The sequence below is a fragment of the Sphingomonas sp. GW821-FHT09B04 genome (assembly GCF_059418285.1).
Window position 1 is genome coordinate 1,197,959 of sequence record NZ_JBWKPO010000001.1, and the last position, 13,157, is coordinate 1,211,115.

A 13,157-nucleotide genomic window follows, 5' to 3' on the forward strand; every position below is an offset into this window, starting at 1 on the left:
ACAGCATCGCGGCCGCCGCTCCACTATCATGCACGCATCACCTCACAACGGAGACTGTGATGCGTAAACCTAAAGACTTTGATGCGGAGCTGAAGGCGCTCGCCGACAAGGCAAAGCAACTCAAGGAACGCCAGGTCCGCCAACTCGGCGAGCTGGTCGTCGCAACCGGTGCCGATGCGCTGGACGCCGATCTGCTCGCGGGCGCACTGCTTGAGGCGGCGGCCACAAAGGACGACGCGACGAAGGAGGGCTGGCGCAAGCGCGGCGCGGCATTCTTTCACCCGGCGCGGCGGAGCGCTGCGCGCGGCTCTCAAAGCCGGGCGCGCAGCGCTCCGCCGGTCGCAAGCGACACATTGCCGCTTGGCGGCGCGGAGCGCGCGCCATGACACGCGAGCCTGGGTCGTGAAGCGCCGCAAGCGCACACGTCAGCTGATCGAGCTTGGTGGCCTCGTCACCAAGGCCGGTTTGGTCGAGCTGACCGGCGACGATCGTGCCACGCTCTATGGCGCGTTCATCGCGGTCGCGGCCAAGTTGCGAAGCGAGGAGCGTGAGCAAGCGCTGGCGCTATGGCAGCGTCGCGGCAAGCGGGCGTTCGCTTCCGAGGCTGACGGCGGTGCCATCAACGATCATCGTCCAGTGCACGGCACAGATGGATGAGCGCTGCGGCGATATGTGCCTCAACCTCATCGACACCGATCCTGAGACGGATCGCGATGCGATCATAGGGGAGATCGTTGAAGCGGTGCAGAATGAACACCTCCTGCGTGACCGGCGGCAAACTTAGGATTGACGCTTCAATCTGGGCAACGCGCAAGGCGTCGATTCGATCGGGTGGCTTCGAAGTGCGCTTGCGACCAGTGCTCCGTTGCAAGGCCAAGACCGCTCGCCGACGCAGCCAACCTCGATCGCGCGGCGAGGACATCATGCGTCTCCTACTCGCGAAAGTTGCCGCCAGCCGCGTGGGCGGGGATGGCCGGTCACCGCATGCACCCGGTCCAGCAGCGCGCGCGTTAGCGCCCAAATCTCGTGAGGAGGGAAGGGGAAGTCCGGCGGGAGGTCGTACGGACCGGCGTGCCGCCATTTGCCATATGGCGACAGGATCGCTGCCAGCAATGCGAACGCGGAAGTTTCGAAGTCGAGGCCCGTCGCGTTGGCATAGGTCAGTGATCGGGTAAGGCTCAGTCCGATGTGTCGGGCACACCAACTATCTTCAAAGCCTACGTCCAGCAGATGCGAGCTTAGCCCGAGTTGGAGTACAATTCCGACTTGGTAGAGCTGGTCTGCCGAATGCCGCACATCGTGACGCTCAACCCCACGATAGAAGCTCTCGGCATTGTGGTAGCGGAAGCGGCTGAGCCTGCGTCCTTCGCGGCTTCGCTGTAACGGAGCCAATTCGTCCAAGGCTTGCTGTGCAACTGTCCCGCGCCAGAGCGTGGCCTCTGTCCCGCGGGATATCGCGAGCGGGGCTATCGTCAGCGCGCCCAGCATCGTTCGGCGTGATGCTATCGTGGGGCCTGCATTGTCACCGTCTCGGGGGTCAAGCGCTGTCATCGCCTTTCCTCATCGCCTTGAGGCAGATGCCGGAAGAGTGTCAGCCGGCTCTGCAACCTTAGTAACCGATATCGGATATAGACTTTCTGCGCGGAATGGGCAATAAGCGATATCGGTTATTCATCTTCCGATTGATCGCATCCGATGCCTGACTACGACAGGGGCATGGGAAGGCCGCCGCTCAAGGTAAAATCGACCGTGATCCGTCTGCCGGAAGGACTAGGCGAGCGCATCGACAAGCTGGTCGGGCGGCAGCGCCGGGCTGCGTTTATCCGCGAGGTTGTTGAGCGCGAAGTTGAGCGGCTGGAGACGAAGGAAACTCCGGGCGGCTAGGCCCATCCAAGCCAAGCGCGAATCACCAAGCCAGAGCCTCGCGCATTCGCGAGTAAATCCCGGTGTTGGAGATCGGGCGCGATCGGTAGGCCGTTGTCGGGACGGCATGGGAAAAATTTCTCGGCACCGTGTGGCACCGAACGTCACCGCAGCGCGCCGCAACCGACCGCAACTCGCCGCAGCTGGCACCCAGGAAGTGTGTCGGCACCGTTTTGGCACTCTTGCATTCGATGCCGGGGCTTTCGATCCTGTGCCGGGGAGCGTCACTAGCCACCGAGTATGGAAGTGTAAGCCCATGTCCAACGTTGAAAGAATCATCCGTCTCAAGACCGTGCTCGCCCGCACCGGTCTTTCCCGCACCACTCTCTATCGGAAGATAGGGGAGGGGACTTTCCCCCGGCAGGTGCGGATCAGCGTCCACGGTGCGGGCTGGCATGAATCCGCCGTCAATCGTTGGATTACTGATCCGATGGGGTATCGAGGGGAGGGCGGGGAATAGCGATGGCCACTATTCGTTAGTCTGGCGTGGTGACGCGGTGCCGCATCGATCGGGTTGGGCAGCTAAGCGCCCTCATTTTCGGTCATTCGCCGTGCTGACGGTCGATCCTCAAAACCGCCATTCGTTCGCGCCGATTCGGTGGACAAGACTGAGCATTACGGGTGGGCCGCTTCCGAGTGCTAAAGTCGGCCTAAGCAACAAATTGATCTGTCGACCGTGAGGTGGCTGATTATTTTGCGGATGATTTGTCGCGATCTTACGTCGGCGTTATCCGCCATCAAAACGACGACGCTTGAAGGCCCAGAGATGAGCGTAGAGTTCTACCAATTCTTCAGCCCGGGTGCGGCTGAAGCCGGCTTTGACCAGCATCGAGCGAAGCTGGTAGCCGGAAATCTCCTGCCGTCCTTCATGCACAAGCGCGTAGAAGCGCGCCCAGTCGAGTGGATGCAGGGACATGGTGTTGGCCAAAATCGCGAAGCGATCGAACAACCTGGTGGTCAGCGGCGTAAGCCGGGGCGGGCGCGCCGCGCTGCGCTGTATCCTGAACCGATACCGCGTGGCGAATGTTCGGTTGTAGGTTTTGAGCAGGGGGCGCAATTGCGAGTCCAGCGCCTCGCAATAGGTTGCCCGCGTGGGCGGCTCCGGTGACCATTGTTCGGCCCGCATCTCGACCAGGATTCTGCCGGGCCGATCCAACCGGGCGATCAGTTGTCCACCGCTCTCCATATGTGCGGCGTCGCCGAGATATCGAAAATTGATGATGTCGAGCTCACCATTCTTGATGGCGTCGTAATGGCGTTCGACGTTGAACTGCCCGGATTGTTCGCCGATGACCGACATGCGTTCCAGAAATTCACGCGGCTCGTCCGATATCGCGATATCGATCCCGGGTAACCACTCGCGGCCCTCTCGCTCGGTCAAGTCATGGACTCCGGGTCGCCGTCCTGGGCTTCCGGTTCGACCGGCGCCATCGCCAGCAGCGCGGTCATGTTGCCGGCTTTGCTTTCTCCCGGTGTGACGCGCCAGGTCATGACGTTGCGATCGCCGCCCGGCACCTTCATCGAGGTGATCCGGCAGCGCCGGTCCGCCGGATGCTCGACCAACGCGATATGGTCGACGCTGGCCTGTCGGATCTGGACGCTGCAGATTCGGCCCATATAGGCGCGGCCGGCAATGTGATGGCACGCGGCATAATCGGCGCGGCAGATCGAACAATGCTGCTCGCTGACGATCGCGCCAAGGCTGGTGAACTGCTGTGGCGGGAAGAACCATGTTTCCATCTCGCGCAGCCGATCGAATTTGGTAGAAAGGTTGGTCACGCGCGGGGAGGCGCGGGCGGCGGTCAGCAGCCAGTCCTGCGCATCGATCAGCAGCGTCCAGGCCTGGTCCGCCTCGCCGCGCTTGAGCGCGATATACATTTCCAGCTCGCAGAGCAGCGCCTTGGCGACGGCGGCGAGGGCGAGCAGATCGTTGGCGCGGCCCTCGTCCTGGGCCATGATGGCCGCGACCCGGTCGCCTTCCACGCGCACGACAAACCGATTTGTCTTACTCGACGCCTGCTCCTGCAACTCAAGGGCACGCGACATGAACAGCATCGGCTCGACCTCGGTCTTTAGCGCATCATAAGCGAGCGCGAGGTCGTGCAGCGAACTCAACGCTTCCGCGCCAGTGCCTTGAGCGCCCCGGTCAGTTCGCCAAGGCCTTCGGGCGGACCTTCATACGTTAGCCGGTTATACTGACCGGCCTTGCGGTCCTCGACGACCAGCTCGGCCTTAATCTTACGTCCGCCGGTCATGCCCTTGAATTGATCGACCACATATTGCTGCACAAGGCCGAGCGCCTGCCCGATCAGGTCGGGGTTCTGCTTCATGAGTTCGGCCCCGATGAACAGGATCGGCATCGCCCAGTCATGGCTGCGATTGTGGATGAACGCATGATTGTGGCTGCCGGCACCCAGACCGGCGGCGTCGATACCATCAGCTGCGAGAATCTTGCGCAGCGTGGTGACTTCGCTCTGGAAACGCAACGTGTCATCGACCGCTGCGGCATCGAAATTATCGGGCAGAAAGACCGGGCCGGGCGGCAGGGCCGCGCCGAGGTCGCTCGCGCGCCGCGCCACATCGAGATAGCGCGTGGTTGTAACCGGCATGACATTCCTCTCCCCTCGATCCAGCCCATGATGCCAACGGCGGCAAGCATCCCGCACCGCGCTGGCATGGGCAAGCCCTGCGCCATTTTGTCCCGCGGGTCGGCATGCGGACAGCCGGGATTCTAGTCGTGGATGGCTCGCTTTCGAAAGGTGCGGCAATGCGCCCTCATTCCGGTCATTGAAGGCGTGAACTTGCCCTGCCAATAGCGGACATAGTTCCATCTTGATCCCACGCCCTACAGCCATATGAGTTGCAGCGGCTAGATCTCCCCAGATGGTCTAGATATCCGCGAAAGCAGCACGCAGCTGATGAAGGCGTGCGAGGCGGACGGGATTGGCGCGTGCGTCCCCGGCGTTATCGGTTTCCCAAGCGATCGCAATATCGAGCTGGCGGAGCGCGCGGGCACGTTCGCGTGTGCCTATCTTCGGGCGAGGTTGCAATGACAGGAGTTCGGCATGGGACACCTCCCATCGATTGCAATCATCCTTCGCGAGCAGAGGACGCGCCTCGGCTAGAGCCTCCCGTGCGGCGTCGAGGTGCCCCGCTCCGCCGTCAGTCGCGGCAAGAACGAGATGTGCCTCTGTACGGCCGAGGATGCTGCGCACGCGGCAGCTATAGAGATCGGGCTTCTCGGCGTCGATCGTGAGGGCATTGGCGAACGCATCGACGGCCTCGGATAGGTCCCGCACACGGGTCCGGTCTAGCCGCGCGAGTTCGACGAGCGCTTGGCCGAGGGAACGCCAGTCGAAGCCGGGATCGTAAGAGTAAACGGATCCTGTGGCGATCGTCCGTCCGAACGCGTCCGCCGCTTGCTCGAGGAGATCGGCACGGCCCAGCCGCTCTCCAGCATAAAGCAGCTTCGAGGCGTACATTCTGATTTCGTCCGGCCAGCGGCTTGTGGTCTCGAGCGCGTAACGGGCGTGGAGATCGCGAAACCCGGCAAGGACCTGGTCGACTCGCTCATTGTCGTTATCCTGAACCGCAGGCACGACGGCATCGATGAGCTGCCCCCGAGTCTCGCTCATCTGCCATTCGGGCGGTGAATTTGCGGCAATCTGTCGCCGCGCTTGATCGAGAACCGTTTCTCCGGGGTGCCGGAGTCCTGTCCCACCCCACAGGCGGGCTGCCGCTTCGGTAAAGCGCTGCCATGGCGATCGTCGCGCCGAGGCGGAGCGACGGCGATCTAGCAGGCTGTTGCTGGCCACGATCATCGTCTGCCGCGCCCGAAGATCTCGTGGCGTCAGAGCGAGAACGGTAGGCGCATGCTTCAGCCAGCGAGAGGCTTGGCGGGGGAAGTGACCCGGATCCGGCGAATCAAAAAAGGCATCGTCCAGCTCTCCAACCGCCGGAGGAATCTCCCCGAACCCTGCGCCTTGCATAGTCGCAGCTTTCAGTGCGCCATCGCGCTCCAGCGCATTTCTGAACCGGCGGAAGATGGTGAGCAGACCATCGAGGCCGAGCCGCTCGAGACCGGTCTCGACATCGCCGAGCACCTCCGGCTTCATCGCCGAGTTTGCGGCAAACTGGCCATGTCCGCCGTTATTGACCTGCGCGACGTAAAAGCTCGCATGGAAAATCGGCCATGCGTCAGGCTGGACCTCGTCCCGGACCAGCCAGGCATCCTCGACGCACCATTTGCAAAACTGGACCAACGCATCCAGCAAAGCGTTCGGATCAGCCGCTTGATGGGCTGCCAAGGTCACCAGAATCTCGGGAGCGAGAAGATCTTGCGGTTGTTCAAAAGACCCGTCTCTTACACTCGACAGCATTCTAACCCTCCCGCGACAGCCAGTTATGCAATGACGGGATGGGCTTCACAATCGAACGTAGGGAGCGCCATCACAATGGCTGCCCGGCGCGTCGCAGCCGCGAAACCTGTCAGTCTCCTCGCGGCCCAAAAGCCGCAGAGTGGATTTTGGCGCGAGCTGCGGGTCAGGAATGCGCCCGCACTATGGTCATTCACGCCGCAGCGCCGATTGCCTGAAAGCGGACAACTTCTCTGCCAGCGAACATTCGTGCTTTTCAGTCGCCTCCAACCCTGGGATTAGGGCCGGAAAGCCGCGGCGGCTTCGGACTGTGCGCAAATTCCGAGAGATCTACGGGGGCGTAGAATAGCCGCCCTGATCGAATTATGCTGCGGTCATGGCCTTTTCAAACCCTCAAGTTTACATCGACGAACTCGCGACCCCGCTTTGCCGTCGCTTCGAGGCTGAGCCGACCGCCTATGACCTCGCCATTTCAACATGCATCATCCTCTACCACTTTGCTGACGTTGTTGCGCACGTTCGGAGCAGCAAGCCGCATGACGTTGCGGAAGAGATTGCCGCGAAGGTGCCAGCCTTCCATACGATCCGCGCAATTGCGAATGCGGGTAAACACGTCGAGTTGACTCGTCACCCCAACGCCGCCCTAGTCGGCCTTCGAGCGGAGCATCTTGTCCGTGGCCAAGGGTCGGCATTCAGCGATGGCTCTTACTTCTCTGACGGTACTACTTGGTCAGATATGCCAGATACTGTGGTGGTAGAGACACCAGACGGCACGAAGCACGATGTGCTTCACATCTGCCTGTCTGTTCTCGCTGCGATTTCCAAAGACCGGGAGTTCTTTCAGGTTTAGCAACGGCGCGATTTCAATCAAATCGCAGCTTCGCGCCTCAATGTCGGCCATTCGATCGCCAGTTTGAGCATGCCGATTGTGGTCATTCATTCAGATTGGGAACTGCCCCTTACTCAGGCTCACGTCCGGTGACTCTTCACATCTTTGAGAAAGGGTTCGGGGCACCGCAGCTGACCCGCGTGCAAATTGCGAAGTGCGGTGGTGTCGGCTGTATGGACTGTTGCTATTTAACTCGACACGGTGTGGCACCCATGACCAACCCCAAACGAACTGGCATCCGCCTAATCCACACGTCCGACTGGCATATCGGGCAGGAACTCCACGGTCATGGACGCGAGGAGGAGCATGACGCATTCCTCGCGTGGTTGCTCGATCAGCTGGTCGAACTCGACGCCGACGCGGTGATCGTGACAGGTGACATCTACGACGTCGCCAATCCGCCAGTGACCGCGATGGCGCGGTTCTACGGCTTCTTGCGCGATGCGCTCGAGCGGTGCCCGCGGTTGCAAATAGTCGTTGTGGGCGGGAACCACGATTCCGCAGCGCGCATCAACCTGCCTGGCGCCCTGCTCGGGCGTGGCCGCGTCCACTTGGTCGGCCAAGTGCCTCGCCGGGAAGGTGAGCTCGACGTCGATGCGCTCGTCGTGCCCTTGGCCGGGCACGACGGCGAGCCGGCTGCCGTACTCGCCGCGATACCGTTCTGCCGACCGGGTGATCTCGGTCGGGGCGACCTCGCGGCACTTTACGCCGAGGTCACTGCCGTTGCGGCCGAACGGGCGCAGGGTCTCCCCGTCGTCCTTACCGGCCACCTGCATGTTTCCGGAGGCGACGTGTCGGTCGATTCCGAGCGCAGGATCGTGATCGGTGGTGAGGAAGCGCAGGCCTCGACTCTGTTCGACGCCCGGGCCGCCTACGTCGCCCTCGGCCACCTTCACCGGCCGCAGAACATCGCTGGCGGCACGATGATCCGCTACGCTGGCTCTCCCCTCCCGCTCTCGGTCGCGGAGCGGGACTATCGTCATTCGGTCAGCGTCGTCGATGTCAGTCCTGACGGGGTCGAACTCGACGTCGTCGAGATACCGCGTCTCGCACCGTTCCTGTCGTTGCCGGTCGGCGACCCGCTGCCGCTCGACGAGCTCGAGCTTTCACTCGCCGCTTTCGACTTCGGCGACCCCGCCACGCCTGGCAGTCGTCCGTTCGTCGAGGTGTCAGTTCTTCTCGACAGGCCGCAACCGGGCGTGTCCGCGCGTATCCATGCCGCTCTTGCGGGCAAGCCGGTCAGGCTGACCCGCGTCCGCTCAGTCTTCCCGGAGGCAGCGGTCCGCGACCGGCTAGACCGGGGCGAGACGCTCGATGAGCTCGAGCCAGCTGCCGTCTTCGCGTCGCTGCATGTCGACCGCCACGGTGGCGAGCCTGACGAGGCACTGGCCCGGGCGTTCGCCGACCTCGTGGTCGCCGTCCAGTCGGAGGACTATCCGTGAGGATCCTCGCGATCAGGGGCAAGAACCTAACCAGCCTTGCCGGTGAGTTCGAAGTCGACTTCGACGCTGAGCCGCTGGCTTCCGCGGGCATATTTGCGATCACCGGACCGACCGGCGCGGGGAAGTCGACCCTCCTCGACGCGATCTGTCTTGCGCTCTTCAATGATGTCCCGCGCCTCGGCTCCGCGTCGTCCGGCCACGTCGGCACGTCTGGCGGCGAGATGCTGACCTCGGGTGATTCGCGTGCGCTGCTGCGGCACCGCGCAGGCGAGGGTTTCGCAGAGGTCGACTTCGCAGGCCTGGACGGGGGGCGCTACCGCGCCCGGTGGTCGGTCCGGCGCGCGCGTGGACGGCCGGACGGAGCGCTCCAGCAGGTCGTCCAGACCCTGGTCAATCTCGATACCGGCGACGCGATGGGCGGCACCCGGACCGAGACGCTGGCCGAGGTCCGGCGCCTGATTGGGCTTACCGCCCATCAGTTCGGACGGGCGGTGATGCTGGCGCAGGGCGAGTTCAATGCCTTCATCGACGCCGACGCGAACACCCGTGCGGAACTGCTCGAGAAGCTGACGGGAACCGAACTCTATGCCCGACTCGGGGCCGCCGCGCGTCTTCGGGCCGATTTACTGCGCCAGGGTATCGCCGCGATCGAAGTACGCATCTCCGCGCAGAACGGCCTTGACGACATCACGCGGGCGGCAGCCGAGGACAGCCTCGGCGAGGCCCGGCGCATTCACGGTGCCGCCGCCGGCGATCTCGCTGCGCGAAGGCGCGACCGCGACTGGCACACTCGCGCTGGAGAGCTGGCGCGTCTCGTCGAGGTCGCCGAGGGCGATCGCGCGGCGGCGGTCGAGCGCAGGTCCGAGGCTGAACCGCGCCGCGCCGACCTCGCGCGTAGGCGGCTGGCCCACTCCGCGGTCCCAACCTGGCGGGCGTCGGCCGATGCGGACGCCAAGGTCGCCGAAACAAGGTCGAGGATCGAGGCGCTGACGGCCGAGGCCGACGATGCGCGAACGCGCGCGGCCACCGCCACCACCGCCGAGGCCCAGGCCGTGCGCGGTTTCACCGACGCTGAGGCGGAGCGTGATCGTCATCGACCGGAACTCGAAGCTGCCCGGGCGCTCGATCGTCGGCTTGCCGAGGCCGAAGGCAAGCTCCAACCGCTTGCCGACGCGCGTGCAGCCGCGGCCGCGCAGGCCACGACGAGCGCCGAGGTGCATGCGTCGGCGACCGCTCAGCGGGAAGAGGCGAGCCGGCGTCGCGATGCGCTCGCCGCGTGGCTGGACGGAAATCAGGCGCGTGAAGCCCTGTCCAGCCGTGCCGACGATATAAAGGCGGATATCAGGGAGCGGGCCGGTCTAGCCGAACGCGTCAGCGGCCTCGACGTGGCACGCGCGTCGATCGGCGGCCGCATCGAAGCCGCGCGTGAGGCGCGCGACGAGACGGCGACGGCGGCGGCCACGGCGCGCGACGCACTGGCGGCGGCGGAATCTGCCTCTCAAGACGCGGCAGGGGCGATCCCGGCCGCCGACGAGGCGAACGAGATGGATGTGACGCGCAACGCGTTGCTGGCAATCGAGCCCCGCATCCTCACGTACGAGCGAGCGATGGCGGACCTCGGACGAGAGTCGTCGGCGCTTGCCGCCAATCGCGCGGAGCTCGCACGCCTCCAGCACGCGCTCTCGACCTCGGACGGCCGGCGGAAGGTGATCGAGGCCGAGTTGCCGGCCCTTCACGAGCGGCACGAGGAGGCCACACAAGCAGGTGCACTGTCGGCTGCAGCCTCCGACGATGCGGCCGCGCGTCTGCGGGAGGCGCTCGTCGACGGCGAGCCATGCCCGGTCTGCGGTGCCGCGGAACACGCAGTCGCAGCGCTCGCGGGCCTGATCCACGGCAGGGCCGCCACCGACGCCGCCCGCGTCGCGGAACTCGCCGGCGCGATCGGCTTGCTCGACGCCGAACGCGCGGTGCTCACCGATCGGATGGATGGCGACCGATATCGGCTGGCCGCGATGATGCAAGTGGCCGAGGCCGGAGAAGCTACGGCGACCGCTGCCAAGGCGGTACTCACCGACGCGGGCTCCGCGCTTGAGGCTGCGCTCGCGGCGTGTGGCATCGAGAATGACGCTCGGGAGGTCAGGTTTCTAGTTTCGGAACGTCTCGCTGCGCTTGACGCGCGGCGTGACCGACTGTCGGCAGTGCGCGAGGCCGCGCAGTCGGCGCAGCGCGATCTCGACGGGGCGCGGATCGCCAACGATGGTGCGCGCGACGCCGAGCAAGACGCTGTGCGGGCCCTACGTGACCTAGAGGTCGAGGCGGCCGGTAATGTCGAACGCCTCGCCGAAGCGACGTCCCGCCTCGGTCAGGTAGAGAGCGACCTCGACGGGCGCCTGTCCGTGCACTTCGCCTGGCGCGACGACCGCGCTCCGCTGGAGACGCTTGAGCGCCTCGTCGAGGAGTGGCGGACGCGTCGTGCGGATCTGCTGGAGATCGAGGCGGGCATGTCCGGACTGACCGACGCTGTGCATCGCGCGGACGTCGGAAGGGATCGGGACGCCGCACGGCTCGCCGACGCTGAACAGATGGAGCAAGCGACGTTGGCGGAACGCGACGGTCTCGTCGCGGAGCGCGCGACCAAGCTCGGTGGCGAGAGCGTCGAAGCCGTCGCCGAGCGCCTCGACGGGGCCGTGGGTGCGGCCACCGCAGCGAGGGAGGAGGCGCGCGAGGTGCTCGGGCGCGCCCGCACAGACGCCGCGGGCGCGGCCGCTCGTCAGGAGGAGGCGGTCGGCCGGCTCGCCTTGGAGGAGGCCGATGCCGGGCACCGGCGGCAGATCCTGTCGCTTGAGCTCTCGGAGAAGGAACTCGACCCGACCTGGGTAGAGGCCGCCGCGGCGGCGGGGATCGGCGAGCTGGACGCCGAGGAGGCGGCGTTGGCGCAGCTTGATCGCACGGTGGTCGCGGCGGAGGCGAGCCTTCTTTCTCGCGTTGCCGACCGTGACGCTCACGCGCGCACCGAGGCGCCGGTGATCGCGATCGACGACCTCGAGGCGGCCCTGGACGCTGCGCGCCTGGCGGAAGCGGCGGCGCGGGAGGCATTGTCCGAGGCTGAGATGGTCATCCGCCAGGACGACGCGGCGCGCACGGCAACCGCCGAGCTTCGTCGTTCGCTCGAGGGTGCGCGCGCGGACGCGCAGCCGTGGTTCCAGCTGGACGCGTTGATCGGTGACGCGACCGGAAACCGCTTCCGGCGCTATGCGCAGGGACTCACGCTCGAACGGCTGCTGATGCACGCGAACGCGCGGCTGACGGAGCTGAAGCCGCGCTACTCGCTGGAGCGCGCACCCGAGAGCGATATGCTCGTGCAGGTCATAGACAACGATATGGCGGGTGAGGTCCGGGGGCTCCCGAACCTGTCAGGGGGGGAGCGCTTCCTCGTGAGCCTGGCGCTGGCGCTCGGGTTGTCGGAGATGTCGACGGGAGGCGGCCTTCGTGTCGAGAGCCTGTTTATCGACGAGGGCTTCGGGTCGCTGGATAGTGCCAGCCTTGGTCAGGCCATCGGCGTGCTGGAGCATCTCCACGCCACGGGACGGAGGGTCGGCGTCATCAGCCACATTGATGACGTAAAGGAGCGGATCGCCGTCAAAATCGCGGTGGCGCCTGTATCGAACGGTACCAGTTCGATCGAGGTCATCGAGGGCTGAGCGGGCAGCGGCGTGTGATGGCGGTTCGCTAGGACACACACGTCGGGGATCGTCGTGACCTCTGGTGCTGCTACGAATCCGGCCCCGATCGGACCACGTGCCACCCCTGACACGTCGATCGGCGACCACTGATCATGACGCAAGCGCTGCCGCGTAAGGTTGGCGAGGTGCGGGATTGCCTAGAATTCGGTAGCTTGATGCAAGATTGGCCTTGGCACGGCGCTGCCGAGGCACGTGCGTAGATGGAGTGCCCACAAATGGATGACCGCAAGTTCGCACTGCCGCTGACGGAAGCCGAGCAGGCGCTCGTGGCCAGAATCGACTTCGGCAGCGATAACGGCCATCACGATGATCGTCGGGCAGCCTATCTCGGCAACCAGCAACCGATACTCGCGCTACTTGCCTCAATCTGCAAGCGCGAGGGAATCCCTGAGCATCGAGTCAGGTATTGGACCGATCCCGAATACCATCCGGGCCGCGTAAAGGGATCGCGCAAGGACATATTCGAGCGTAACGGAAACGTGGGCGACGAGGTCTACATCCACCCGGGCTTCGTGAAGCACCTGCGCTACCTCCTCTTCGGCGCCGACCTGCCGGCGCCCGTCATCGCCGCGTTCGAGGATGAGGTCGGCAACCCGGAATGGGTCTCGTACGGCGACGCGCTTGAGCTGGGAAAGGCCGCCCGGGCGCTGGTTCGTCGCTTCCGCCTGAACCCTCACGACGCGTGCGAGGAGTTCCTCAAGCTGGCCCTCGACCTCGGGCTGAGCATCGACGAGGCCCTGCGGATCCGGCAGACCGTCAAGGAGCTCCGTTGAGACCCGGGACC

At 64.8% G+C, this 13,157-nt stretch carries 14 protein-coding genes; 8 read left to right on the forward strand and 6 right to left on the reverse strand.

The genetic code is table 11. The features are described 5' to 3' along the window. The first annotated feature begins 59 nt into the window (after positions 1-59). Positions 60-386, forward strand: a complete 327-nt coding sequence (gene traD / locus AC07NK_RS05655; RefSeq protein WP_495169578.1) for a conjugal transfer protein TraD — start codon at positions 60-62, stop codon at positions 384-386. A gap of 16 nt (positions 387-402) precedes the next feature. After that, complete coding sequence (locus tag AC07NK_RS05660; protein WP_495169579.1) at positions 403-657, forward strand: conjugal transfer protein TraD; 255 nt, start codon at positions 403-405, stop codon at positions 655-657. Here AC07NK_RS05660 and AC07NK_RS05665 read toward each other — a convergent pair. Continuing rightward, positions 620-922, reverse strand: coding sequence for a sigma factor-like helix-turn-helix DNA-binding protein (locus tag AC07NK_RS05665; RefSeq protein WP_495169580.1), 303 nt, complete (start codon positions 920-922; stop codon positions 620-622). The two genes, AC07NK_RS05660 and AC07NK_RS05665, sit on opposite strands and share 38 nt — an antisense overlap. Then, positions 922-1,488, reverse strand: a complete 567-nt coding sequence (locus tag AC07NK_RS05670) for a hypothetical protein (protein ID WP_495169581.1) — start codon at positions 1,486-1,488, stop codon at positions 922-924. Before AC07NK_RS05670 ends, AC07NK_RS05665 begins: the two co-directional genes overlap by 1 nt. 228 nt (positions 1,489-1,716) lie before the next feature. Between AC07NK_RS05670 and AC07NK_RS05675 the strand changes: the two genes are divergently transcribed. Both AC07NK_RS05675 and AC07NK_RS05680 read left to right on the forward strand, forming a co-directional pair. Further along, entirely contained in the window at positions 1,717-1,884 is a 168-nt protein-coding gene (locus tag AC07NK_RS05675; protein ID WP_495169582.1) for a hypothetical protein, read from the forward strand. Between the two features lie 295 nt (positions 1,885-2,179). Beyond that, positions 2,180-2,383, forward strand: a complete 204-nt coding sequence (locus tag AC07NK_RS05680; RefSeq protein ID WP_495169583.1) for a helix-turn-helix transcriptional regulator — start codon at positions 2,180-2,182, stop codon at positions 2,381-2,383. A 267-nt stretch (positions 2,384-2,650) separates the two neighbouring features. Here the strand turns inward: AC07NK_RS05680 and AC07NK_RS05685 are convergent, their stop codons facing one another. The 4 genes from AC07NK_RS05685 to AC07NK_RS05700 form a co-directional block, all read right to left on the reverse strand. After that, positions 2,651-3,304: a hypothetical protein gene (locus tag AC07NK_RS05685; RefSeq protein ID WP_495169584.1), complete on the reverse strand. Its 654-nt coding sequence runs from the start codon at positions 3,302-3,304 to the stop codon at positions 2,651-2,653. Beyond that, positions 3,301-3,978, reverse strand: a complete 678-nt coding sequence (locus tag AC07NK_RS05690; protein ID WP_495169585.1) for a hypothetical protein — start codon at positions 3,976-3,978, stop codon at positions 3,301-3,303. Before AC07NK_RS05690 ends, AC07NK_RS05685 begins: the two co-directional genes overlap by 4 nt. 56 nt (positions 3,979-4,034) lie before the next feature. Continuing rightward, positions 4,035-4,532 (reverse strand): hypothetical protein, encoded by a 498-nt coding sequence (locus AC07NK_RS05695; RefSeq protein WP_495169586.1) that lies wholly within the window; start codon positions 4,530-4,532, stop codon positions 4,035-4,037. 279 nt (positions 4,533-4,811) lie between these two features. Next, complete coding sequence (locus AC07NK_RS05700; RefSeq protein WP_495169587.1) at positions 4,812-6,302, reverse strand: DMP19 family protein; 1,491 nt, start codon at positions 6,300-6,302, stop codon at positions 4,812-4,814. A 373-nt stretch (positions 6,303-6,675) separates the two neighbouring features. On the opposite strand from AC07NK_RS05700, the gene AC07NK_RS05705 reads away from it, so the two are divergent. The 4 genes from AC07NK_RS05705 to AC07NK_RS05720 all read left to right on the forward strand — a co-directional run bounded on the left by AC07NK_RS05705 (position 6,676) and on the right by AC07NK_RS05720 (position 13,146). Further along, entirely contained in the window at positions 6,676-7,149 is a 474-nt protein-coding gene (locus AC07NK_RS05705) for a hypothetical protein (protein WP_495169588.1), read from the forward strand. Between the two features lie 251 nt (positions 7,150-7,400). Further along, positions 7,401-8,630, forward strand: coding sequence for an exonuclease SbcCD subunit D C-terminal domain-containing protein (locus tag AC07NK_RS05710; RefSeq protein ID WP_495169589.1), 1,230 nt, complete (start codon positions 7,401-7,403; stop codon positions 8,628-8,630). Next, positions 8,627-12,331: an AAA family ATPase gene (locus AC07NK_RS05715; RefSeq protein ID WP_495169590.1), complete on the forward strand. Its 3,705-nt coding sequence runs from the start codon at positions 8,627-8,629 to the stop codon at positions 12,329-12,331. Before AC07NK_RS05710 ends, AC07NK_RS05715 begins: the two co-directional genes overlap by 4 nt. 257 nt (positions 12,332-12,588) lie before the next feature. Next, positions 12,589-13,146, forward strand: coding sequence for a hypothetical protein (locus AC07NK_RS05720; protein ID WP_495169591.1), 558 nt, complete (start codon positions 12,589-12,591; stop codon positions 13,144-13,146). Positions 13,147-13,157 lie beyond the last annotated feature (11 nt).